This is a genomic window from Pseudomonas sp. 2957 (assembly GCF_031456345.1).
GTDB lineage: Bacteria > Pseudomonadota > Gammaproteobacteria > Pseudomonadales > Pseudomonadaceae > Aquipseudomonas > Aquipseudomonas siliginis.
Map to the genome: position 1 here is coordinate 306,284 of NZ_JAVDUL010000006.1, position 22,081 is coordinate 328,364.

Consider the following 22,081-nt stretch of genomic DNA (forward strand, 5'->3'; position numbering starts at 1 on the left):
GCGCGAGCGTCAGGGAGGTTTCCGCACGCTGTGGCGGATGCAAGCGAAGGTCCAAACCCGTTGAACACAGCACTACTGCGGCGAGCGGGTCCAGACCCTGACGTAATCGATGCGAAACACCGACGGCAGGTCAGCATCGTCGACCACCCCGAACCAGTCCCACATCGCTTCGCTGTCGAAAACGATTTGCATGGGGAAGTGCCAGTAGGTGTTCTTCGCCTCCCGGACCAATACGCCGTCGACGTACCAGCGCAAGGTCTCGGGTTGCCAGTCAAAGCCGTAGACATGAAAAGTATTGGCCAGCCGCCACGGTGCGATCCAGGTGCTGCCGGAGCTCAGGTGTTGATCGTTCTGCGGTCTGGTCCAGACATGCGCGTTCATGTTGTACAGGCGATCAAAGGCTTCGTTGCGGGTCTTGCCGCCGATTTCGAAGATATCGATTTCCGTGGCATTGTCCGGCAGCCCGGTCCACGCCAGCCAGAAGGCACTGGAGCCGGCAGAGTTCATCGGCTTCGCCCGGGCTTCGTAATAGCCGTACATGCCCCGTTCGTTGGTGCGCACCATCGCCGAGCTGTAGTCCTTGTAGCCCAGGGCGACGTATTTTTCCGGGAGGGTCTGTTTGCGGAAGGTGATGTTCAGATTACCGCTGCCGACCTTGGCGTTCTCCGGCAAAAACAGCGCCGGTTTGCGCCCGAGGGAATCGGTACCGGTGGCGTTGTTGACGTGCCAGCGCTCGACATCGAGGGTGCTGCCGTTGAATTCGTCGGACAGCCGTGTATCGAGTTTCCAGCCGCCGGCATTGGCCTGATCCGACAGCGGCAGATCGGGCGTAACGTGCGTCGGGGTCGCGCCTAACGGGCCGACGCGGGTCCAGGCATCGGCCTGCTGCGGAATGGCGACCGCCCATTTCTGCGCCAGATACTCGAACACATTGCGGCGTTCTTCCTGGCTGCTGAATGGGCGGTCATAAACCAGTACTTCGGCGATGTCGCCGCGGAGGATTTCCGAAGTGCCCACCACATTGCGCGCCACCGCGAACGGGCCGATCGGCACGTCACTGGTTTCCAGCAACGCCAGCGCCGGCTCGTACCCGGTGGTCTGCTGCACGCTGATGCCGAAGTTCGGCGCGACATTGTCGTTGTCCGCCAGTTGCGGGCGGGAGCTGAACAGTCGCTGCCAGGCCTTGCCGCCGGCCTGCTCGGGCAGACGTCGCGAGACGACGAAGACCGTCACCGGGCCTTTGCTTGTGCGGATCGCCTGGCCCATGAACGCTGCCGTGCCGTTGAAACGCACCACACCGTGGCCGTTGAGGGCGTTGTCGACGCGCGTGGGCAATGTCGTCGCCGCGCGGTTGTCGACAGTGACGTCATTGCCCTTGCCGGATTTATCCAGCCAGCGTACGACCTGGTTTTGCCCCTCCAGTGTCATCGCGGCCGGGTCATTGCCGTCCAGCCACAACACCAGGCCTTCAGTGACCGGTCGTGGAATATTGGCGCTGACGCCAGCACTCAGCAGCAGCAAAACCAACAGCAAGCATGGTGATCTGTTCATGAGTCGTCCCTAACATGGATGTGCGCCGGTTCAGCTACCCACCGCCAGCAGCGGCGCCGGTTGCGGGCGGTAGCCCCACGGGTTGCTGGTCTGCCAGCGCCAGCTGTCGATGAGCATCTGCGTCAGCTCGCGTTGTGCCCGCCAGCCCAGCTCGCGCCCGGCCTTGCTCGCGTCGGCGCGGCACTCGGCGACATCACCGGCGCGGCGGGCGGCGAACCGGTAGGGAATGCGCAGGCCGGTGACGTCTTCGAAGGCGCTGATGATCTGCAATACGCTGTAGCCGGTGCCGCTGCCGAGATTCCATACGTGCAGGCCATGCTCGTCGCCTTGCAAAACCTGCAGCGCCTTGAGATGACCTTCGGCCAGATCCAGCACATGGATGTAATCGCGAATACAGGTGCCGTCGACGGTTGGATAGTCGTTGCCGTAAACGGTCAACGCCGCGCGCTGGCCGCTGGCGACCTCGGTCAGGCACGGCAGCAGATTGTTCGGTCGACCGCTGGGTGCTTCGCCGATCAGCCCGCTCTGGTGCGCGCCGATCGGGTTGAAGTAACGCAGCACAGCGATGTTCCAGCGTGAATCGGCGAGGGCAAGGTCGCTGAGCAATTCTTCGATCATCAACTTCGAGCGCCCGTAGGGATTGGCCGGTTTGCCGGTGCCGTGGTCTTCGACGATGGGCATGCGGGCCGGCTCGCCGTACACCGTCGCCGAGGAACTGAACACCAGATTGAACACGTGGGCGCGGGCCATCGCCTGACACAGGTTCAGCGTGCCGAACACATTGTTGGCGTAGTAATCCATGGGGCGGCGCACGCTTTGCGCAACGGCTTTGAGGCCGGCGAAATGCAGCACTGCATCAATCGCGTAGGTGCTGAAAATCTCTTCCAGCAGCGCGGCGTCGCGGATATCGCCCTCGATGAAATCGACGTGCGAATGACTCAACAGCTCCAGCCGTGCGACTGCTTCGCGGCTGCTGTTGCACAGATTGTCGAGGATCAGCACCGAGTGTCCGGCTTCGATCAGTTGCAATGCCGTGTGCGAACCGATGTAGCCGGCACCGCCCGTGATCAACGTGGTTTTGCGCATGACGACGTACTCCATTGCGAGGAAATGCAGCTCAGCGGGCGGTGAACACCAACTTGAATTCTTGCGGCCAGCGCGGGTGCAGCAGGCTGTAGGCCAAGGCATAGGTCAGCGTGCCGATGGCAATGTCGCCGGCCAGGTGCGCATAACCGGACAGGCCGGTCTGCCGCGACAGCCACATCACCACGACGACCATCACGAGAGAGGCAAGCAGGCTGCGGTAACTGGACTGAAAGAAGCTGCGCCAGTCGTAACCGATCGCGGCGTGCAGGCCGCGTACCTGCAACGGCGTGATCAGCAGCGTGCGCAGCAGCAATGCCAGCGCCGCCGCCATGCCGCCGTAGGTCGCGCCGAGCAGATACACCAGCGCCAGCGCGAGCAGGGTGGTGGCAACTTCGGCCTTCAGGGTCAGATGTGTGCGATTGACCGCCACCAGCGCAGTGGTTGCATACAGCGCCAGATTGCCCAGCGCCGCCGTGCAGGCGAGCACTTGCAGCAAGGGAATCGCGTCGGCCCATTTCGCGCCGAAGATCAGCAGGATGATGTCTTCGGCGGTCAGGGCGATGCCGAAGAACAGCGGCGTGAGCACGAAGCCGCTGATCGCCGTGGAATCACCTATCACGCCGATCAGCCGCGCCGGTTCAGCGCTGCGCCGGGCGAACACCGGCAAGGCGTAACTCATCAAGCCGTTGTAGATCGCCGAGCGCGGCAGGTCGATGATGCGCATGGCCAGATTGAACATGCCCACCGCGTGCGCCCCGGCAGTCAGGCCGAGAATCAGGTTGACGCCGCGTTGCAGGGTTTGCGAACTCATCACGTTGACACAGACCGGGAGACCGGCGCGCAGCAGTTCGCTCAGCACCTGGCGGTCGATCAGCAAGGGAATGCGCCGACGTTCGCTGCGCATCAGTACCAGTGTGGAAACGCCGTCCATGATCAGCGCTTGGGCAACCACCGCCCACGGGCCGAAACCCAGCAGCGCAACAGCCACGCCGCCAACCCCGCCAGCCACTTTGCCGAGCAAGGTGCGCGAGGCCAGCAGCTTGAAATTGCCGCTGCGGCGCATCTGTGCCACATACACCCGCGCCATCAGGGTGAAAAGGATTTTCACCGAGGCCACAGCGGTCATCCAGCGCAGCGCGGTGGACGGCGTATAGAGCACGACCGCCAGCGAAATCAACGCGATCGATAGCAGGCTGACCAGCACGGCAAACCAGAACACGCTGCTGATGTGTTTGTCTTCCATCCGCTGCAGGCGCACCAGCGGGTCTTCCAGCATCGACGAGAACAGAATGCCGACCACTTCGACCACGGCGATGATCAACGTGCCGATGCCCAGCTCCGTCGGCGTCAGCAAATGCGCGTAGACGACAAAGGTAATCATCGACAGGAAAATCAGGCCGAACTTCTCGGTGAAAATCCATGCGAGGGTCATCAGGCGACGGTTGGCCATGGCGCGATCCCTGAAATTCAGCGGCTGTTGCCCAGACTTTTGAAGCAGGCGTAGAGGTAGCGCAGGGTCGGTTTGCCCCGGGAGAACAACAGCGTCTGCCACGAATGCCCGAGCATCTGTCGGAACACCTCGATGACCCGGTGATGATCGCCGCGCCGGGAGAAGGCATTGAGAAATTCCGCGTGGTTGGCGAGAACGAAATAGATCCGCTGTTGCTGGTTCAAACGGGTGCCGTAACGCGCCAGGTACAGCTGGATGAAGCGCAGCTTGTGCGGGTAATACTTGTGCGGTTGCGCGGTGATGTTGGCGGCGTTGACGGCGCGCCAGTGGAGAATCTGCGGCACGCTGTGGATCTCGCTGATTTCGGCGATGCGCGTCCACAACAGGCGATCTTCAGCGAAGCGCAGGCTCTGATCGAAGCCGCCAATGGCGACGATGATCTCGCGCAGGGCGAGTACGCCGGAGGTGCCGTTGATGATGTTCTCGCGCATGAAGTCGGCAAAGTGCTCGCCGTGTTTACAGCGATCCTCCAATTGGCGTTTGCCATCACTGAATTCGCTCATCTGAAAGCAATCGATCAAACCGACTTTGCGTCCCTGTCGGGTCAATTCCGCGTGCAGTGCCAGTTGTTTTTGCAGTTTTTCCGGATGCCAGCGGTCGTCGGCATCAAGGAAAGCGATAAAGGTTTCTTCGGCGCTGAACACGCCGCGATTGCGTGCACTGGCCGGGCCTTGGTTGGGCTGCTGCAACAGCACGATGGGGAAGGGCGCGGCGTACTGCCTGACGATCTCTGGCCCGGCATCGCTGGAACCGTCATCGACGACAATGACTTTGTCCGGCAGGCGGGTCTGTGCGCACACCGAGTCCAGTGTGCGTTGAATGCTGGCGGCGGCGTTGTACAGCGGAACCACCACGCACACGGTGACGGCCGATGGATCATTCAGCATGGGCGTTGCTCCCGGAAAGTGCCGCGCATTGGCCGAGCATTCGCCGCTGGCAGCGGCTGCGGACGAGCGACGAGGTGGTGGCGGAAGGTCAGGCTGAGCACGCAGAAAATCAGGAACTCGCCCGAGCGGTAGTTGGGAATCACATAGGCGACGTAATTGGTAACGACGAACAGGCCGATGATCACCAGCGCACAGGCCTGATAGCGCGCCGACTGATCCGCCGTGATTGCCCGATAGCGCTTGCTCAGGGTCTGGGCAAACATCAGCAGCAGGGCGATCAACTGGATCAAACCGCCGTTGAGCAGGGTTTCAACGTAGCCGCTGTGGGCATTGCCGATGTAGCCCCAGCGCGTGATAAACGCATCGGCATCGGCACTGGCCCAGAACGCGCCGAAGCCGTAGCCCTTGAGAAATTGCGCATCGATCAGCGGCTGCAACAGCTCCCAGATCAACGTGCGGTCAGTGAGTGACGGGTCGCGGCCGACCAGTTCCAGCAGCATGGCGTAGTTGGCGTAAAGCACCCCACACAAGAGGAAGAACACCAGCGTGGCGGCGGTGAAGGCCAGCAGTGAGCGGTTGATGCGCAGCCGGATCAGCGTGATGAAGTAGGCGTAACTGGCGGTGCCGGCGACGATCAGCGAAATCGCCGTGGCTGACTGCGCCAGACCGATGGCGATCAGCGCGAACAGCCCATACAGCATGGCTAGCGGGTTGCGCTGGCGGATCATCGGCAGCAGCAACAGGATCGCAATCGCGTTCAGGCGTGCGCCAGCGTTCTTTTCCGCGAACACCCCGCGAAAGGCCCCGTCACGGATGCCGCCGGAAATAAAGGCGATGTCCGGGCGAATCACGGCGAAGATCAAGCCGACTAGCGCCGCTGCACCGATCACGCAGCCGAACAGAAAAGCGATCCGCTCGATGCTGTAGCGCCAAGCGATAAAACCGGCAAAAAACACCACGCTGAGCAGCGCAACGAAACGCTTGAAACTGAGCATCGGCTCGCTCGACCAACTGATCGACGCCGCCACGCAGCCGAGAAACAACAGCAAAAACAGGTTCTGCCGGTAGAAACTCTTGCTGAGGAACACTTTGTGGCGAATGAAGAAGAACAGCGGCACCAGCAACGTCAGCAAGCCGCAGACCTGATTGGCCAGATTGCCTTCCAGATCCTGCTGGGCATCGTCCAGCCTGCTCACATTCCCCAGGCGCAGAAAGAAGCCGATCACTTGCGTATAGAACAGCACGCCAAACAAGGTGAAGGCGTCGGCCAGTGTCGAATAACGCACTTGCAGGCGGTTCATCTCAGCGCCTCCCAAGTAACGCCTTGAGGTAGGTCTGCACCGCGCGGCCGCTGACGAAGCGCGCGGCGGCATCAATCCGCCGCTGGCGATGCAGGGCTCGTGGCGCGGCCATTTGTGCGCTGATTGCGCTGGCGAGGGCGGCCGGATCGTCCACCTCGACCAAGGGGGCGACGGCGCCATCTGCGAGGATTTCCTGCGGGCCGTACGGGCAGCGGGTCGCCACGACCGGCGTGCCGGTCGACAGGGCTTCGACCAACGCGTTGGGGCTGCCCTCGAAACGCGACGACAGGACGAAACAGTCCGCTCGGGCAATCTCGGCGATAGGGTCACTGGCGTATCCCGGTAGATCGCAACGCTCTGCGACGCCGAGCGCTGTCGCTTGGGCCAGCAGTTCGCCGCGCAGGGCGCCTTCGCCGAAGATGATCAGCCGCGCATTGCCTTGCGGCAGGCGGGCGAAGGCGTCGATCAAAGTGTCGAAGCCTTTTTGCTGCGCCAGGCGTCCTACAGCGACGATCACCGGAGTGGTTTTGGCCTTGAGCCAGGGATGGCTGGGCGCGGCGGCGGGTTTGTCACGAAAATCGTTGTCGAGCACCGGGTTGTCAGCGGTCGTCACATCGCGCGCGCGGGCGATGGTGGTGTCGACCAGATCCTCGGCGACGCCTTGTGACACGCAGATCACCGGGTTGGGAATCAGCCGGTACAACCACGGCGCCAGCCAGTAGGCGAGCTTGACCGACAGCGCCGGGTTGACGTGTTTGTCACGCGAAAAGGCATTGCGCTCGCTGACATGCAGCCGCGCCAGCGTCCCGGACAGCGCGGCGGCGGCAATCGCCACGACGTTGACGTGTGTGAGGGCGGCCAGTTGCGCGTCGTACTGATTGCTGCGTAAAAACCGTGTCAGTGCCGGCACAGCCGCCGCGCTGCGCGGACTGTCGAGCAGCACTTGTCTGACTCGTGGGTCGAGCGCCGGCTGATTGATGCCGGCACCGGTGAGCATCAGCAGCGTGACTTCGTTGCCGGCCTCAACCAAGGCACCGGCGAGGCGCACCATCATTTTCTCCGCGCCGCCGGCGCCGAGGTCCTGGAGAATGATCAGCAGCTTTTTCATCGGTTCCACACCTGGTAATAAGCCTGCGCGGCGTACTGGCTGGTATAGGGCAGGATCGCGTCGCTGACTGAGCGTCGGGGCGGCGGCTCGGGTTCGCGGCTGGCCAGACTGTCGAGCAGCGCCTCGGCCAGGGCCGGCACATCATTGACCTTGACCAAACGCCCGAGGCGTCCATCGTCGAGCAACTCGCGCGGACCGCTGCCGCAATCGGTGGAGATCACCGGCGTACCCAGCGCCAGCGCCTCGACCAGTACCGTCGGCAAACCTTCGTGCAAAGAACTGAGCACCAACAGTTGCGCATGGCGGATCAGCGGATAGGGATTGCGCAGATGCCCGGTGAAATGCACCAGGCGTTCGATGCCCAGCCGTTGTGTCTGCGCTTCAAGCGCTGCGCGTAACGGCCCGTCGCCGGCAATTACCAGATAGGGCAGCGTGCGTTGTTGCGCCGCCAGGGCGTAGGCGTCGAGCAGCAGCGCGAAGCCCTTGGTTTCCGCTAGCCGGCCGACACCCAGCCAATAATGATGGGGCACGCCACCGGGCAACGGCGCCTGTGCCGCGCGCAACAGTTGCTCGCTGATCACCGCGTTCGGGCAATAACGGATGCGCGGCTGGCCCCACGGCATCAACCCGGCAAGGGACTGGCGCAGACCGTGGGACACCGCGACCACCTTGCCGCTGCCGCACAGGTACAGCGCGTACAACAGACGCAGGCTGGCGCGCCCGGTGTTCTGTTCGGCGCAATCCAGCGCGGCGTGGCGGGTGTAGATGACTTTGCAGGCACTGCCCAGGGTGGCGAACCAGGTGCAGAGGTTGGCCTGCTCCTTGGCGCCAATCAGATGCGTCACGCCCTCACGGCGGATCAGCCGGCGCAGCAGCACGATCGATTTCAGCCAGCCCGCGAGCCCACTGCCGCCACCGGCCATGCTCGGCGCGCCGTCGACGTTGGGCGAGTCGCCGTTCATGACGAAAAAACTCACCCGCCGGCCGTCCGCCAGAAACTGCTCGGCGAGGCGTTGCTGCACGCACTCGACGCCGCCGCCAGTCTGGTAATCCTTGAGCGTGAACAGAATATGCATCGGCACAATCCTCATGGGGCAGTGACATTGATTGCCACTTGCTGGCGCAGAATCAGTTCGGTCAGGCGCAGGGCATTGCTCGGGTAGTCGAGCAGGTAACGCTTGATCGTGTGCGGCTCGCGGTACATGCGGTAAAAGGCGCGCAGGTGCAGGCGATTGATAGCGTCGGGGTAGTAACGCTCGCTGGCATTGGCCTCCTGACGAATGAAACCGCCGCAGGTGAACGCCACGCCGCTGAAACCACCGCGCAGTGCTTCGAGGATAAAGCGCTCCTGCAGACCGGCGCCAAGGCCGACCAGCAGCAGGTTGGTGCGCTGTCGGCGGATGTCAGCTTGAATTGCCGCACCTTGTTCGGCGTCGAAGTAACCGTTGTGCGCGCCGACCAGTTGCAGGCGCGGGTACTGCATACCGAGCTTGTCAACGAAACGATCAAGCTCGGCCTGCCGCGCACCGACCACATAGACGCGTTTGCCGCGCTGCTCGGATTCACGCAACACCGGATCGGCAATCGAGGTGAAATCGAAACTGACCCGCTGCACCGCGCGCCCGGTGATGCGCGACATGAACCCGGACATCAGCATGCCGTCGCAAAAATACGCCAGCGACGACGGCGGCTGGCGGATGAAACTGCCGATCGAGGCGAAGTTGAGAAAGGAGAAGGCCCGGTTGGATTCCAGCAGGGCCGGCGAATAACGGTCGAGCAATTCCAGGCGGATCATGACGCGAGATCCTGTGCTTGGGCGGTGCAGGTCGGCCGGCCGACACTGATGTAGGTGAAGCCGCGCGCGCTGAGGCGCTGCGGATCGAACAGGTTGCGCCCGTCGAAAATCAGCGGATTTTTCAACTGGCGGGCGAGCAGTTCGAAGTCCGGCGCGCGAAACGCTTGCCACTCGGTGACGATCACCAGCGCGTCGGCATTTTTCAGCGCCGCCTCTTTGGTGCCGGCCAGCGTCAGGTCATCGCGCGGGCCATAAAGCTGCTGCGCCTGTTCCATGGCTTTCGGGTCGAACGCCTGCACGCTGGCGCCGGCACGCCACAACGCCTCCATCAACACGCGGCTGGGGGCTTCGCGCATGTCATCGGTGTTGGGCTTGAAACTGAGGCCCCACAGCGCGAAGGTCTTGCCTTCCAGCGCACCGTTGAAGTGCTCGGCGATCTTGTGGAACAGCGTGCTTTTCTGCTCGTTGTTGCGCGACTCCACCGCCCGCAGCAGGCGTGCATCGACATCGACGCCGTGTGCAGCATGGATCAGTGCACGCACATCCTTGGGAAAACACGAACCGCCGTAACCGATGCCGGGATAAATGAACTGGTAGCCGATGCGCGGATCCGAGCCGATGCCATGGCGAACCATTTCGATGTCGGCGCCAAGCTTTTCGGCAAGCCCGGCCATCTCGTTCATGAAGCTGATCTTGGTTGCCAGCATGCAGTTGGCGGCGTACTTGGTCAGTTCGGCGCTGCGCACATCCATGACGATGATTTTTTCGCGGTTGCGATTGAACGGTTCGTAGAGCTCGCGCATCAGCGCTTCGGCGCGCGGGCTGTCGGTGCCGATGATGATCCGGTCGGGGCGCATGCAGTCGTCGACCGCGCAACCTTCCTTGAGAAATTCCGGGTTGGAAACCACATCGAAGGTCAGTGCACCACGCCCGCTTTCGCCGAGGATGGCGCTGATGCATTCGCGCACCCGGTCCGCCGTGCCCACCGGCACCGTGGATTTGTCGACGATGATCTGCTCGCCGCGCAGGTGCTCGCCGATGGTGCGGGCGACACTGAGGACATGTTTGAGATCCGCCGACCCGTCCTCGTCCGGCGGCGTGCCGACCGCGATCAGCAACACATCGCCGTGCTTTACCGCAGCGGCCAGATCACTGCCGAATTGCAGACGGCCACTGTGATGATTGTCCCGCACCAGGCTTTTCAGACCCGGCTCGTAGATGGGCAGAGTGCCGTCGTTCAAGGCCTGCACCTTGGCCGCGTCGACATCCACACACAGCACGTTGTGGCCGACCTCGGCCAGCGCGGCGCCCTGGACCAGTCCGACATAACCGATACCGAATACACTCACATTCATGGGAAAACCTCATGCGTGGCGGGGTGGGCCAGAGCGCTGGCCGCTGTCAGTAGATGTTTTTCGAGAACAGGGTGAAGGGCGTTTTCAGCAGGATCTTGATGTCCAGCCACAGCGACCATTGATTGATGTAATTGAGGTCTTGGGCGACCCGGCGCTGCATCTTTTCCACGGTCTCGGTTTCGCCGCGGTGCCCGGTGATCTGCGCCAGCCCGGTGATGCCAGGCTTGAGCCGATGCCGCGCCATGTAGGCGCGCACCTTGCCGGTGTAATAGATGTTGTGGGTGACCGCGTGCGGACGCGGGCCGACCAGCGCCATGTGGCCGAACAGCACGTTGAACAGTTGCGGCAGCTCATCGATGGAGCTGCGCCGCAGAAAGCGTCCTAGCGGTGTGACGCGGTCGTCGTCGCGGGTGGCCTGACGCACTTGCTGATCGTTGTGCACGCGCATCGAACGAAACTTCCACACGCGGATCACTTCGCCGTCGCAGCCATGGCGGTTCTGCTTGAACAGCACCGGCCCCGGCGAGCTCAGCTTGACCGCGATGGCCACGCCGAGCAGCAGCGGGCTGAGCAGAATCAGCGCCACCGCAGCGACGCTGCGTTCAAACAGGTCCTTGCAGAACAGGCTGCCGGGGTGCGAGGTGAGCAGGCTTTCGTTGAGATAGATCGCCGGCATCCGCTCGATCTCGGAGATCGAATGATTGAGCAAGACCATGCTGCCCAGATCCGGAATCCACACCACGTCGACGTTCATGTCGAGCAGATTGATGTACAACGCTTCGATCGTCGCCGCCTCGGCCATCGGCAGCACGATGTACACCCGCCGCGCCTGCAAGCGCGTGATGATTTCGCGGATGTCCTCGACTTCACCGAGCAGCGGCAGAATGCTCGGCGCCGGGCCGCTGTCGGCTTTCGCCGCGACAAACCCGAGCAGTAACGCGCGATCCGGGTCGAGGAGTTTGCGCGCCAGTTCATGGGCGGTCGGGCAGGTGCCGATGATTACCGCGCGGCGCTCGTTGCAAATCATTTTGGTGTACATGCGCACGAACAGATGCAGCGGCAGAAACGTCGCCGCCTGGGCGAGAAAACCGACCACCGCCCAGACAATCACCACCTGCCGGGAGAACAACGCGCTGGTCTGGGTGACGAAGGCGATGCTCATCAGCAGTCCGAGCAGAATCAGCCAGCCGGCCAGCAAACGTCCGAGCCCGACCAGCAGACCATGGCGCTTGTGGTAGACCTGCACCAGGCCGTAGACCGGCATCGAGCCAAGCACCGTGAGGATGATCAGTAGCCGGTATTCACTGGGCAAGGCGCCGATGCGCCAGTGCACCAGAACAATCAGCAACAGATTGACCAGGGTCATTGCGCACAACCATTGCCCCCAGAAGGTGAGGCCGCGACGGTGTGCCATTTGCGCGGAATATTGCGAGGTCATCGGCGCGATCTCCGATTCGTCGTACAGGGAAGGACAGGCTGCGGCCGGGCGGCACGGCCCGAAGGATCAGCGCGGGGCGAAGTCGTAGTCGTAGAAGGAACGGGAATGGCCATGGCCGTACTTGCGCGCCTTGCGCAGATCGACCTGATTGAGCACCACGCCGAACACCGGCGCCTGGCTCTGCTGCAATACGGCGATGCTTTTGCGCACCTGGCCGACCGGCGTGCTCTGCGCCTTGACCACGTAGATCACCGCATCGGAATGCTGCGCCAGCAACAGCGCGTCACTGACGATTTCCGCTGGCGGCGAATCGATGATGATGTGCCGGTAGCGCGACTTGAGAATCTGCAACAGCCGACCGAGGCGCGGTGAGCTGAGCAAGTCCTGCGCGGGGGCCACGGCGTTGCTCGAACTGCTCGAGGCTTTCAAGCGTGGTGCCTCGAACGGGTCCAGCGCTGCGGGCGTCAGGCAGCCGGCCGGGAGCATGTCCAGATTACCGACACTGCGAATGCAGTCTTCCAGCCGCGCGCTGCCGGCCATGAGGTTGGCGAGGCCGGGGCTCTGCGGCGGGAAATCGAAGTTCAGCGACAGCGTCGGCTGACGCATGTCGGCATCGATCAGCAGCACCCGTTCCAGTGGCGCCAGTGACGAGGCAAGGTTGTTGGCGATGGTACTTTTGCCTTCGCCCGACACCGAGGAAGTGACGAGCACCACCTGCGCCGGGCGTTCGTTGTTCTGCAGCATCAGCCAGGTGCGCAGGTTGCGGATGGTTTCGCAGAAGCGCGGGTGGTCGTTGTCTTCGAACAACCGCGCCAACTGTCGCCGGCTCTTCTTCATCACCAGCGGCACGACGCTGAGCAACGGCACATTGAGCAGACTCTCGACGGTGTCGTCGGTCTTGAAGGTGTTGCTGAGCGTATCGAAGAGGAAGGCGAGGGCAACGCCGACGATCGCTGCGACCAGCGCGACAATCGCGAGAATCAGATTCTTGCGCGGTTTGCTCGCTTCCAGAGGTGCGATCGCCGGGTCGACGATGCGCGCCTTGGCCGAATCCATGTCCGAAGTGGCGGCGGTTTCCTTGAGGCGGGTGACGAAGGTTTCATACAGCGCGCGGGTGCTGTCGACTTCACGCTGGAATTCGCGCAGCTGGAATTCCTTGCGCGAAATGTCCTGAATCTGCGCTTTGTTGCTGTTGAAGGATTTGCGCAGGGCGTCTTCGCTGGCCACCGCCAATTGGTATTGACGCTCGATGCCGGCGACCACTTGCTGCACTTGCAGGCGCAGACTGTTGGCGGCGGTGCGCTGTTCGGAACGGGCGGATATCAGCGCCGGGTGTTTCGGCCCGTAGCGGCCCGACAACTCTTCGACTTTGGCCTGAGCCTTGGCCAGGTCGGCCTGGAACTGCTGAATCAGCGGATTGCTCAGCACTGCCGGCACGCTGGACAAACGGCTGATGTCGCCGTTGCTCAAGGCTTGCGCCTGACGGAACTGGCTCTCCGCTTCAGCACGGTCGCGGCGCGCATCGATCATGCGGTTGCCGGTCATTTGCAGCTCGTTGGCACTGATGGTGGCGACGCCGTCGACATCGACCAGACCCTGTTCCTCGCGATAGGCCTGCAACTTGTTTTCGGCCACGCGCAGGTTGTCACGCAGTTCGACCAGGCGGGTGTTCATCCAGCTGGTGTTGTTTTGCGAAGACTTCAGGCTGGTGTCCTGCTGGCTGTCGATGAAGCCTTGCGCGAGGGCGTTGGCCACCGCCGCAGCGAGTGCCGGGTCGGGCAGTTCGACGTCGATCTCCAGCAATTGACTCTTGCCGACAAACTTGACGCTGGTGTGCAGCATCAGGTTTTGCGTGACGTCGTTGAACATTTGCTCTTCGGTCGCTGGCGGCTTCGGCGGCGGCAGCAGATCCAGCCATGGCAGCCATTGGTCGCGATTTAGCTCCGCCAGCCATTGGCGCGGGGTGAACCAACTCTGCGCCTGCTGGCGTGGATCGGTGACCGGGTGGGTGGTGAGGCCCAGTTTGCGTACGGCGCGCTCGGCCAGCTCCCGCGATTGCAGCAGCGCTTGCTGGGTCTGCAAGTAATCGGTGGTGGTCGCGCCACCGGCTTCGGCGGCTTGCTGAAAACTCATCACGGGCGGCGTCTTGTCCTTGATCAGCAACGTCGCACTGCCGACGTATTGCGGCGTGATGAACGACAGCGCCGCCACGGCCAGCGCGCAACTGAGCAGCACCAGCCAGGCGATGTTCCACTTCGCCGACCAGACCACGCGCCACAGGTGCAGCAGATCAAGGGTGTCCGACTCATCAGCCGCTTGCGTTTGCGAGTGGCCCTGGAGCGGACGTTCGAGGTAGGTGCTTGGGCTGTTGTCCATGATCAGAAAAAGCCTTGTGCAATGGAAATGGTGTCGCCGGGAGCGATGACGGTGGTGCGCGAGATGTTTTCAGTGACCGGTGGGCCGCCACTGCCGCGCAGGATCGTCACGCGTTTCATCGAGGCGCGTTCGGTCAGGCCGCCACCTAGGGCAATGGCTTTTTCCAGGGTGAGTCCGGGCTGGAAGGGATAACTGCCGGGCTTCTGCACCTCGCCGTTGATGTAGAACGGGCGGTATTCGATCTGGCTGAGGCTGACTTTCGGATCGACCAGGTAGCCTTGCTTGAGGCCGTCGACGAGCTTTTGTTCGACCTGATTGGGCGTCAGGCCCTTGGCGACGATTTCGCCTAAAAACGGATAGGAAAAGGTGCCGGCATCGTTGAGGCGGATCTTCTTGAAGCTCAGTTCCGGCTCGCCGAACACGATGATGCGCAAGACATCGCCAGCGGCCAGGCGGTAATGGGTGTCGGTGTCCGCCGCCTCGACCGTGGGCACTGTCCAGAGCAGCAACAACAGTAAAATCAGGCGCGTGTGCATGGCCCAACCCTCCTAAAGACTGACGTCGAACGTGATCTGGAAAACATTGCGGGTGAAGCTTTCGTTGTCGGCATCGGAGTCGTTGTCGCGGTGGCGGTAGGCGACTTCGATGTCCAGCCAGCGGCGCATTGCGTAATTCACGCCGAGTTTGTAATCCTGCAAATCGTCGCTGCGATCCTGGCCTTCGTAGACGTAATGGCCCATGCCGGCTTCAGCAATCGTGGTAATGCGCTCGGTCCAGCCGTGGCGCCAACCGATCTGGGTGAAGGTGGCTTTCACCGCGTCGGAGCCGTCATCGCCTTCGGCCATGGCCTGGCGCGCGAGGAAGGTGAAGGTCGAGTAGGTGCGCGGTTTCCACGCCAGATCCACTTGCCAGGTCGGGTTGCTCAGATCGTCGGAACCGCTCTGGTCGAAATTCTTTCGCTCGTAACCGACGCGCAGCTTGCCGGTGGTTTTCGCTGTCATGTCCCACTCGGCTCCGGCCAGCACTGCATCGGAGCGACTGCTGCGCGGGCTGTTCGATTGCAGGTAATCGAAGCGGGTGTGGTCGTATTCGAGCAGGCCACGGGTCTTGCTGCCGAGGCGGTGATACCAAGTGCTGGACAGATTGCTGGTGTTGCGCTCCTTGTCATCGTTGATGCCGTCGGAGTTGTCATAGCGCAGTTGTGCGTAACTGGCGCCGAGGTCGATCTGGTTCAGCGCACTGCGCGCGCCGAAGGTGTAGACGCCGCCGACGCGCTGGCTCTCGATCTTGTCGTTGATGCCGTCGACGGCGGTCGAGGTGGTGCGCTCGTACTTGCGTGCCTCGGCTTCGAGTTTCAGCCGATGCCGGTCGGTGAACTCCATGATGCTGTCGGCGCGCAGACGCTGGGCGGTGTTCGAAGCGTCCGAGGCGCTGTGATAGATGTAGCGGGTCGGCTCCCAGATCACCCGCGTGGCGCTGCTGCGGTCCTCGGCTTTGAGCTCGAAGGCCGGCGCCAGGCGGGTGACCATGGTCGATTCGACATCGTGTTCGACTTCACGAAAGTTGTCGTCGTAGCTTTCCGACAAGGCAAAGGTCGGGGTGAAATCGAAGCCGTACACATTGATCGCTTGCGGCTCAACGCTCCAGGCAGCTTCGGGGGCACAGCATGCGACGACTAAAACCAGGGAACAGCGAGGCTTCAGAGCCATGGATCACGCTCCTGATTAAGGGGGTCGGGGTCAGGGCGAAGCGGATCCGGACTATTGTCGCTGGCGTTCGAGGTAACTCAGCGGGACGCTGACGTGCTGTTGGCGGTTGAGGAAATTGAGCAGGATCATTACCCGCTCATCGCCCTGCATGGACAGGAACACGCCTTCGAGCGGGGACAGTGGACCCTGGACGATTTGCAGAGGTTCGCCGGGCTTGAGTGTCGGTTCCGCAGGAAAGCCGATCGACTCCTGACTGCGCTCACGCAATTGCGCGATCACGTCTTCATCGACCCGGGCGGGCACATGGTTGAATTCGACGATGCGGCTGACACCACGGGTCGAGCGAATCGGTGCCCAGTTGTCGTCGCGGCTCAGTTGAATGAACACGTAGCCGGGGAACAGCGATTCCAGTGTTCGTTGGCGTTTGCCACGAATACTGCGCTCGCTCATCAGCTGCGGCCGGAAGGTCGAATAGTTCTGTTGCTGCAGATTGAGTTGTGCCCGTTCATCCTGGCGGGGCTTGCACTGCAATAAATACCAGTTAGAGCCGTTGCGGCAAACCGTTAGCATGCTGGAGTACTCCATACATAGCGATCGTTTAAGCAGGACGGCCGATAGCGTGGGACGAGCCGTCATGCTTGCTAGTAGGTAGTAGGCTGATCAAGGCAAAGTGCCGAGCCAGATGCATCAATGTTTATTGGCAGAAGAAGTGTTTCAAAAATGAATCAACTTGTTGGTTATTGTTATATCCGTGGCCGTCTTGGCTATAACGAATCGGCGCGCTTTCATTCAGGCAAAGCTACCGCACGGTTCGCAGTTGCGACCTTCAGGATCCAATTACATAAGTAGCCGGAGAGCAGAAAAGTGCGCGGCGGCGCGAGCTCTTCGGGCAGTGCTAAGTTATCGGCCAGTCTTTGCAAGCTGTCAATTAATAACAGTCAAAAAGACTGCCTTTCATCCGCTGATAATGGCCGTGTTTCGTAAGTCATTGTTTGTGAATGGTGAAATTTATTCGTCGGATTTTTTAAACTTTTCGAAGTTATTGAAGTCGCGGGTGTTAGATGGCGTCCGTGATAGCAAATTAGTTTCAAACTTACATCTTTCGATTCATCGGCAGTTCGACTTTTAAATACCTCGCGTCGGATGCTGCTGGCCAGGGTAACTAGGGTCGTCTATCAATAGTTGCCGTTGTTGGCCGGTAAATGTTCGGTGCTGTGTATCTCCTTAAAGTCCAACCGGTGAGCCGAGGTGATCATGAGTGTTCTGGTGACAGGTGCCGCAGGTTTTATCGGTTATCACACGGTCATGCGTTTGTGTCGCGAGGGGCTCGAGGTTGTGGGTATCGACAATCTCAATCCTTATTACGATGTCAAACTCAAACAGGCGCGTTTGCACAGATTGCAGACGCTGGCCAATTTCACTTTCCATCGACTGGACATTGTTGATCAGGCGGCGTTGAACGCGCTGTTACAGCACGGACACTTCAAACAGGTCATTCACTTGGCCGCCCAGGCCGGTGTGCGCTACTCGCTGGACAATCCTGATGCATATGCGCAATCGAATCTGGTCGGGTTTCTCAACGTTCTGCAGGCATGCCGTCGTCATCCGCCGGAGCACTTTATCTACGCCTCGAGCAGCTCGGTGTATGGCGCCAATACCAAGATGCCGTTTGCAGAAGACGACCCGGTCGACCAACCGGTTTCGTTGTACGCCGCGACCAAGCGTGCCAACGAATTGCTCGCGCACAGTTACTGCCATCTCTACGGCTTGCAAGCCACCGGCCTGCGTTTTTTTACCGTCTACGGTCCCTGGGGTCGACCGGACATGGCGCTGTTCAAGTTCACCGAAGCGATGCTGCAGGGGCGCGCCATCGACCTTTACAACCAAGGCGAAATGGCGCGGGATTTCACCTACATCGATGACATCGTCGAAGGGATTTTCCGACTGCTCGACAAACCGCCCGCACTCAGCGCCGAGCGTGGTACTAACCGGCTGTTCAATATCGGTCGCGGCAGTCCAGTAGCGCTATTGATCTTCGTCGAATGCCTGGAGCAGGCATTGGGCATGAAGGCCCAGCGCCGTTATCTGCCGATGCAGGAGGGCGATGTATTGAAGACCTGGGCCGACGTGTCGGCGCTGGCACGCTGCATCGACTTCAGCCCGCAGGTGCCGATCGAGCAGGGCGTGCAAGCATTCGTGCAGTGGTATCGCGAGTTCTATCAGGTCTGATTCAGTGCAGGGTGACGGCCCTGCGACTTTCCCCGATGCGGATCCGGTCGAGGGCGCGATTCAGCGCATCCAGTGCATCGAGCAGCGCCTTGGCCTCGGCCTCACGACCTTCACCCCATAGGCGTTCGGCCATTTTGTTCAAGGCCAGAATGGCGCGTTCGATGTCGGCTGCGCTGGCGATGCTGTCAGGGGCTGGTGGTTTTTTCGGCATTCAGGGTTCCTCGGCGGTCGGCAAATCACCATACCGCCAAGGCGCCGAGCAATACAGCGACAAGTGTCCCCGATCAGCAGCGGACGCAGTTTGGTCAGCGATTAGCCTCAGTCAATCCCGCCTCGATAAACCGCACCGAACTCTCCAGCGCCTGCTGCCCCTCGGCCAATATGCCCGCGTAGAAATGCCAGGCGTGAAACATGCCGGGCCACACTTCAAGATTGGCCCGGACGCGGTTGTCCGCCAGGTGATTGGCCAGACGCATCGCGTCACTGAGCATCAGTTCGTTTTCGCCGATCTGCACCAGAATCGGTGGCAGTCCGGTGACGTCGGCGAACACCGGCGAGGCTAGCGGATGGTTGGCCAAGGTGTCGCCGAGAAAGGCTCGCGCGAGGATGTCCAGCACTGGCTTGGAGTTTAGCGGGTCAAGGCCTTCACGATTGCTCATGGAAGCGCCGGTGTGTTCGAGGTTGGCCCATGGCGAAATTGACGAGCCCACCGCAGGCAATGGCAAACCTTTGGATTTTGCCGCGACCATCACGCTGACCACCATCGCGCCACCCGCCGACTCGCCAGCGAAGGCAATCTTGCTGGCGGCGATGTTCTGCTCAAGCAACCACTCATAGGCGCGCAAAGTGTCATCGATGGGGGCGGGGAACTGATGCTCGGGTGCAAGGCGGTAATCCGGCATATACACCCGCGCGCCGAGCATTTTTGCGTAGTTGCCGCCGATGCCGTGGTAGCCGTCAGGTCGACCGACGATGTAGGCGCCACCGTGGATGTACATCAGCACCGCGTCGGTCTTGAGCTCATCCGGAGTCACCAGCGTAGCGGGCACGCCGCCCATGTCGACTGTTTCAAACCTCACGCCAGCCGGCGGCTGATTCTGCCCGAGCATTTTTGCGTAGGCATCGCGGATGTCGCTCATCTTTGTGGTGGTATCGGTGCCCTTGAGCACGGGTACCAGATCGCTGAGGCTGTTGGCCCAGGTTTGCACGGCTGCTTTTACTTCAGTGTTCATATGACCTCAATCAGGCGTTGGTGATGGATTAACTAATCGAGATGTTATCCTCATGATTGGGGAATAGGGTTCCCCATAACCGGTGCCAAGCCGCCTGAATGCCAAATCCGGAGGCCTCATGGAACTGCATAACCTGAACGACATCGCCGCCTTCGTCGCCTCGGTGGATGCCGGAAGTTTTACGGCGGCGGCCAGGCAACTCGGGCTGACTCGCTCGGCCGTCGGTAAATCGATCGTGCGGCTCGAATCGCGTCTGCAGGTCCGTCTGCTCAACCGCACCACCCGCAGCCTGAGCCTGACCGACGATGGTCGGGTGCTGTATGAGCGATGCGTGGGCATCCTGCAGGATCTGGACGAGGTCGAAGAGGCTTTGGCGTTCCGCCGTTCGACGCCCAGCGGCCGCTTGCGCATGAGCCTGCCGGTAGCACTGGGCCGGCTGCACGTTGTGCAGCACATCGAGCGCTGCTTGAGAGACTGGCCGTCGCTCGCCATCGACGCGACGTTTTCCGATCGGCTGGTCGACCTGATCGACGAGGGTTTCGATCTGGCGATTCGCATCGGTCCGCCCAAGGAAGACTCCGGGCTACTCACGCGCACGGTGGCTTACCAGCAAATGATCACCTGTGCCTCGCCCAATTACCTGAATGAACATCCGGCACCGCAGACACCTGAAGATCTCGCCGGGCATGCGTGCCTGCACTTCGTCAGCGGTGGCCGATTGCTGCCGTGGAATTTTCGCGTCAATGGTCAGCCTGTGTCGGTCATTCATGCCGGGCGGCTGCAGATGGACAGCGCTGAAGCCTTGCATCAGGCGACTGCCGCAGGCCTCGGTATCGCGACGTTGCCATCCTATGTGGTCAACGATGACTTGCGCAGTGGCAAGCTCGTGCAGCTGCTCGCAGAGCACGCCGAGGCTGCCGAGCCGATCCGGGTGATTTATCCGAGCAAGCGACACCTGTCGCCGAAGATTCGGCTGTTCATCGACAGGCTGGTGGAAGCGTGGTCGCCGGCGCCTTGGGACTGATCAATTGGCGATAGAAGCTGTGCCGAAAATTCACAGCAGGTGTGCTTTTTCAGCTATATCCAGCCAATCTTGGCGAGCCGTACTCTTGCAAACAGTGGCGCAAAAACTTGCGTGTCATCGCCACTGTAATCCGACGATGTCTGTGCTCGGCACGGATCATTTGAAGGAACAATAAAAACAATATCTGCGGGAGATGAATCCAATGAGACTCGCTCAAGAGGAAGCCGTGGCCGTGGCGGCTACCGCGAAAAGCTGGCTGAAAGCTGCCGGCATCCTGCTTTGCCTGTCCACTCCGGTTGCCGCGCTCGCGGACATCAGGATCGGTGCGCTTTATCCCCTGAGTGGATCCCTGGCGTTGCTGGGCGACGAGAGCTTCCGTGGCCTCGAACTGGCCGTCGCCGAACGAAATGCCTCGGGCGGTTTGAAGGGCGAGCCGATCAAATTGCTCAAGGCCGACGCAGTCGATGCGGGACAAGCGGTCGGTGCCGCGCGCCGGCTCACCTCTGTTGAGAACGTCACTGCTGTATTTGGCAGCTATTCCTCGGCGCTGTCATTTGCGGCCACGCAGGTGACGGAGATGGCGGGGGTGCCATTTTTCGAATTGGGTGCGGTGTCCGACCACATCACTGAGCGTGATCTGAGCTACGTGATGCGCAGCAACCCGACCGCCAGGAATTTTGCCGAGGGCACCATTACCGCCATCACGGAGATTGTCAGCCCATCGCTCAAGGTCGATCCGAAACAATTGAAGGTCGCGATCATCCACGAGGATGCGCTGTACGGTACGACCATCGCCGGGTTTCAGAAAAAAATCGCTCAGGAGCAAGGTCTGAATGTGGTCGAGGTACTACCGTATTCGGCCAAAGCGGTCGATCTCTCATCGCTGATCCTGCGTTTGAAAGGTGCCCAGGCGGATGTGGTATTGCAGACCAGTTATCAGAACGACACGACGCTGTTTTTCCGCCAGATCCGCGAAGCCGGTTTCAGGCCCAAAGCCGTTATCGGCGCCGGCGGCGGCTATTCCATGCAGGACACGGTCAAGGTCGTCGGCGCAGCCAATATGGAAGGCGTGCTCGATGTCGATTTCCCACAGTTCCAGACCAATGAAAACGGCGCTCCCGGTATCGGGGCGTTCGCCAAGGCATACAAGGATCGCTACGGCAGCGAACCGCGCTCGGGCCACAGCCTGATCAACTATGTCGGGGCGAAGATATTCCTTGATGCCATGGAAAACAGTACTTCGCTGGACGCCGATGCGATCCGTGCCTCGGTGGCAACCATCGATATTCCTCTCGGCGGCACGGCTGCCGGCATCGGTGCCAGGTTTGGCAAGAACGGCCAGAACCAGCGCGCCAATACGGCAATCATGCAGTGGCAGAACGGACTGCTGAAAACCGTTTACCCCCAGGCAGCCGCCGTTGCCCAAGCGCGTTTTTCCGACCAACCCTGATACCTGAACCCCGCAATCTGCTGAAGCTTG

19 protein-coding genes are annotated in these 22,081 nt (G+C 61.2%); 3 read left to right on the forward strand and 16 right to left on the reverse strand.

The annotated features are described in order from the left end of the window. Positions 1 to 72: 72 nt before the first annotated feature. The 14 genes from J2Y39_RS22595 to rfaH form a co-directional block, all read right to left on the reverse strand. A complete protein-coding gene (locus tag J2Y39_RS22595; protein WP_310219862.1) occupies positions 73 to 1,551 on the reverse strand; it encodes a family 16 glycosylhydrolase in 1,479 nt (492 codons plus the stop codon). Between the two features lie 30 nt (positions 1,552 to 1,581). After that, a complete protein-coding gene (galE, locus tag J2Y39_RS22600; RefSeq protein ID WP_310219864.1) occupies positions 1,582 to 2,637 on the reverse strand; it encodes a UDP-glucose 4-epimerase GalE in 1,056 nt (351 codons plus the stop codon). A 31-nt stretch (positions 2,638 to 2,668) separates the two neighbouring features. Beyond that, on the reverse strand, positions 2,669 to 4,087 hold the full coding sequence (locus tag J2Y39_RS22605) for an oligosaccharide flippase family protein (RefSeq protein WP_150742034.1): 1,419 nt from the start codon (positions 4,085 to 4,087) through the stop codon (positions 2,669 to 2,671). A gap of 17 nt (positions 4,088 to 4,104) precedes the next feature. Further along, positions 4,105 to 5,034 (reverse strand): glycosyltransferase family 2 protein, encoded by a 930-nt coding sequence (locus tag J2Y39_RS22610; protein WP_310219866.1) that lies wholly within the window; start codon positions 5,032 to 5,034, stop codon positions 4,105 to 4,107. Next, the gene (locus tag J2Y39_RS22615; RefSeq protein WP_310219868.1) at positions 5,028 to 6,335 is read right to left on the reverse strand and encodes an O-antigen ligase family protein; all 1,308 of its coding nucleotides are present in this window, start codon (positions 6,333 to 6,335) and stop codon (positions 5,028 to 5,030) included. The genes J2Y39_RS22610 and J2Y39_RS22615 overlap by 7 nt, the downstream gene beginning before the upstream one ends. Position 6,336: 1 nt before the next feature. Continuing rightward, a complete protein-coding gene (locus tag J2Y39_RS22620; RefSeq protein ID WP_056785623.1) occupies positions 6,337 to 7,443 on the reverse strand; it encodes a glycosyltransferase in 1,107 nt (368 codons plus the stop codon). Next, positions 7,440 to 8,519, reverse strand: coding sequence for a glycosyltransferase (locus tag J2Y39_RS22625; protein WP_236168962.1), 1,080 nt, complete (start codon positions 8,517 to 8,519; stop codon positions 7,440 to 7,442). The genes J2Y39_RS22620 and J2Y39_RS22625 overlap by 4 nt, the downstream gene beginning before the upstream one ends. An 11-nt stretch (positions 8,520 to 8,530) precedes the next feature. After that, positions 8,531 to 9,238 (reverse strand): WecB/TagA/CpsF family glycosyltransferase, encoded by a 708-nt coding sequence (locus tag J2Y39_RS22630; RefSeq protein ID WP_305383007.1) that lies wholly within the window; start codon positions 9,236 to 9,238, stop codon positions 8,531 to 8,533. Beyond that, positions 9,235 to 10,593, reverse strand: coding sequence for a UDP-glucose/GDP-mannose dehydrogenase family protein (locus J2Y39_RS22635; protein WP_310219872.1), 1,359 nt, complete (start codon positions 10,591 to 10,593; stop codon positions 9,235 to 9,237). The genes J2Y39_RS22630 and J2Y39_RS22635 overlap by 4 nt, the downstream gene beginning before the upstream one ends. 46 nt (positions 10,594 to 10,639) lie before the next feature. After that, entirely contained in the window at positions 10,640 to 12,031 is a 1,392-nt protein-coding gene (locus tag J2Y39_RS22640; protein WP_258708099.1) for an undecaprenyl-phosphate glucose phosphotransferase, read from the reverse strand. A 66-nt stretch (positions 12,032 to 12,097) separates the two neighbouring features. Beyond that, on the reverse strand, positions 12,098 to 14,407 hold the full coding sequence (locus J2Y39_RS22645; RefSeq protein ID WP_310219874.1) for a polysaccharide biosynthesis tyrosine autokinase: 2,310 nt from the start codon (positions 14,405 to 14,407) through the stop codon (positions 12,098 to 12,100). A 2-nt stretch (positions 14,408 to 14,409) separates the two neighbouring features. Then, a complete protein-coding gene (locus tag J2Y39_RS22650; protein WP_056785638.1) occupies positions 14,410 to 14,943 on the reverse strand; it encodes a polysaccharide biosynthesis/export family protein in 534 nt (177 codons plus the stop codon). A gap of 12 nt (positions 14,944 to 14,955) precedes the next feature. Continuing rightward, a complete protein-coding gene (locus J2Y39_RS22655; RefSeq protein ID WP_310219877.1) occupies positions 14,956 to 16,116 on the reverse strand; it encodes an outer membrane beta-barrel protein in 1,161 nt (386 codons plus the stop codon). Positions 16,117 to 16,167: 51 nt separating this feature from the next. After that, on the reverse strand, positions 16,168 to 16,686 hold the full coding sequence (rfaH, locus tag J2Y39_RS22660) for a transcription/translation regulatory transformer protein RfaH (RefSeq protein ID WP_056785643.1): 519 nt from the start codon (positions 16,684 to 16,686) through the stop codon (positions 16,168 to 16,170). 684 nt (positions 16,687 to 17,370) lie between these two features. Here rfaH and J2Y39_RS22665 point away from each other — a divergent pair. Beyond that, positions 17,371 to 18,345 carry an NAD-dependent epimerase gene (locus J2Y39_RS22665; RefSeq protein ID WP_056785646.1) on the forward strand — a complete coding sequence of 325 codons (975 nt, stop codon included), beginning with the start codon at positions 17,371 to 17,373 and terminating at the stop codon, positions 18,343 to 18,345. 1 nt (position 18,346) lies between these two features. On the opposite strand, the gene J2Y39_RS22670 is transcribed toward J2Y39_RS22665, so the two are convergent. Both J2Y39_RS22670 and J2Y39_RS22675 read right to left on the reverse strand, forming a co-directional pair. Next, complete coding sequence (locus J2Y39_RS22670) at positions 18,347 to 18,556, reverse strand: hypothetical protein (RefSeq protein WP_310219880.1); 210 nt, start codon at positions 18,554 to 18,556, stop codon at positions 18,347 to 18,349. A gap of 94 nt (positions 18,557 to 18,650) precedes the next feature. Continuing rightward, complete coding sequence (locus J2Y39_RS22675; RefSeq protein WP_310219882.1) at positions 18,651 to 19,577, reverse strand: alpha/beta hydrolase; 927 nt, start codon at positions 19,575 to 19,577, stop codon at positions 18,651 to 18,653. A 118-nt stretch (positions 19,578 to 19,695) separates the two neighbouring features. On the opposite strand from J2Y39_RS22675, the gene J2Y39_RS22680 reads away from it, so the two are divergent. Together J2Y39_RS22680 and J2Y39_RS22685 are read left to right on the forward strand one after the other, a co-directional pair. Then, positions 19,696 to 20,601, forward strand: a complete 906-nt coding sequence (locus J2Y39_RS22680; protein WP_310219883.1) for a LysR family transcriptional regulator — start codon at positions 19,696 to 19,698, stop codon at positions 20,599 to 20,601. 202 nt (positions 20,602 to 20,803) lie between these two features. Continuing rightward, the gene (locus J2Y39_RS22685; protein WP_056785656.1) at positions 20,804 to 22,051 is read left to right on the forward strand and encodes an ABC transporter substrate-binding protein; all 1,248 of its coding nucleotides are present in this window, start codon (positions 20,804 to 20,806) and stop codon (positions 22,049 to 22,051) included. Positions 22,052 to 22,081: the final 30 nt, after the last annotated feature.

Coding starts and splice junctions, on each gene's coding strand:
- J2Y39_RS22595 (WP_310219862.1), bottom strand. CDS start 1,551: ATGAACAGATCACCATGCTTGCTGTTGGTTTTGCTGCTGCTGAGTGCT.
- galE (WP_310219864.1), bottom strand. CDS start 2,637: ATGCGCAAAACCACGTTGATCACGGGCGGTGCCGGCTACATCGGTTCG.
- J2Y39_RS22605 (WP_150742034.1), bottom strand. CDS start 4,087: ATGGCCAACCGTCGCCTGATGACCCTCGCATGGATTTTCACCGAGAAG.
- J2Y39_RS22610 (WP_310219866.1), bottom strand. CDS start 5,034: ATGCTGAATGATCCATCGGCCGTCACCGTGTGCGTGGTGGTTCCGCTG.
- J2Y39_RS22615 (WP_310219868.1), bottom strand. CDS start 6,335: ATGAACCGCCTGCAAGTGCGTTATTCGACACTGGCCGACGCCTTCACC.
- J2Y39_RS22620 (WP_056785623.1), bottom strand. CDS start 7,443: ATGAAAAAGCTGCTGATCATTCTCCAGGACCTCGGCGCCGGCGGCGCG.
- J2Y39_RS22625 (WP_236168962.1), bottom strand. CDS start 8,519: ATGCATATTCTGTTCACGCTCAAGGATTACCAGACTGGCGGCGGCGTC.
- J2Y39_RS22630 (WP_305383007.1), bottom strand. CDS start 9,238: ATGATCCGCCTGGAATTGCTCGACCGTTATTCGCCGGCCCTGCTGGAA.
- J2Y39_RS22635 (WP_310219872.1), bottom strand. CDS start 10,593: ATGAATGTGAGTGTATTCGGTATCGGTTATGTCGGACTGGTCCAGGGC.
- J2Y39_RS22640 (WP_258708099.1), bottom strand. CDS start 12,031: ATGACCTCGCAATATTCCGCGCAAATGGCACACCGTCGCGGCCTCACC.
- J2Y39_RS22645 (WP_310219874.1), bottom strand. CDS start 14,407: ATGGACAACAGCCCAAGCACCTACCTCGAACGTCCGCTCCAGGGCCAC.
- J2Y39_RS22650 (WP_056785638.1), bottom strand. CDS start 14,943: ATGCACACGCGCCTGATTTTACTGTTGTTGCTGCTCTGGACAGTGCCC.
- J2Y39_RS22655 (WP_310219877.1), bottom strand. CDS start 16,116: ATGGCTCTGAAGCCTCGCTGTTCCCTGGTTTTAGTCGTCGCATGCTGT.
- rfaH (WP_056785643.1), bottom strand. CDS start 16,686: ATGCTAACGGTTTGCCGCAACGGCTCTAACTGGTATTTATTGCAGTGC.
- J2Y39_RS22665 (WP_056785646.1), top strand. CDS start 17,371: ATGAGTGTTCTGGTGACAGGTGCCGCAGGTTTTATCGGTTATCACACG.
- J2Y39_RS22670 (WP_310219880.1), bottom strand. CDS start 18,556: ATGCCGAAAAAACCACCAGCCCCTGACAGCATCGCCAGCGCAGCCGAC.
- J2Y39_RS22675 (WP_310219882.1), bottom strand. CDS start 19,577: ATGAACACTGAAGTAAAAGCAGCCGTGCAAACCTGGGCCAACAGCCTC.
- J2Y39_RS22680 (WP_310219883.1), top strand. CDS start 19,696: ATGGAACTGCATAACCTGAACGACATCGCCGCCTTCGTCGCCTCGGTG.
- J2Y39_RS22685 (WP_056785656.1), top strand. CDS start 20,804: ATGAGACTCGCTCAAGAGGAAGCCGTGGCCGTGGCGGCTACCGCGAAA.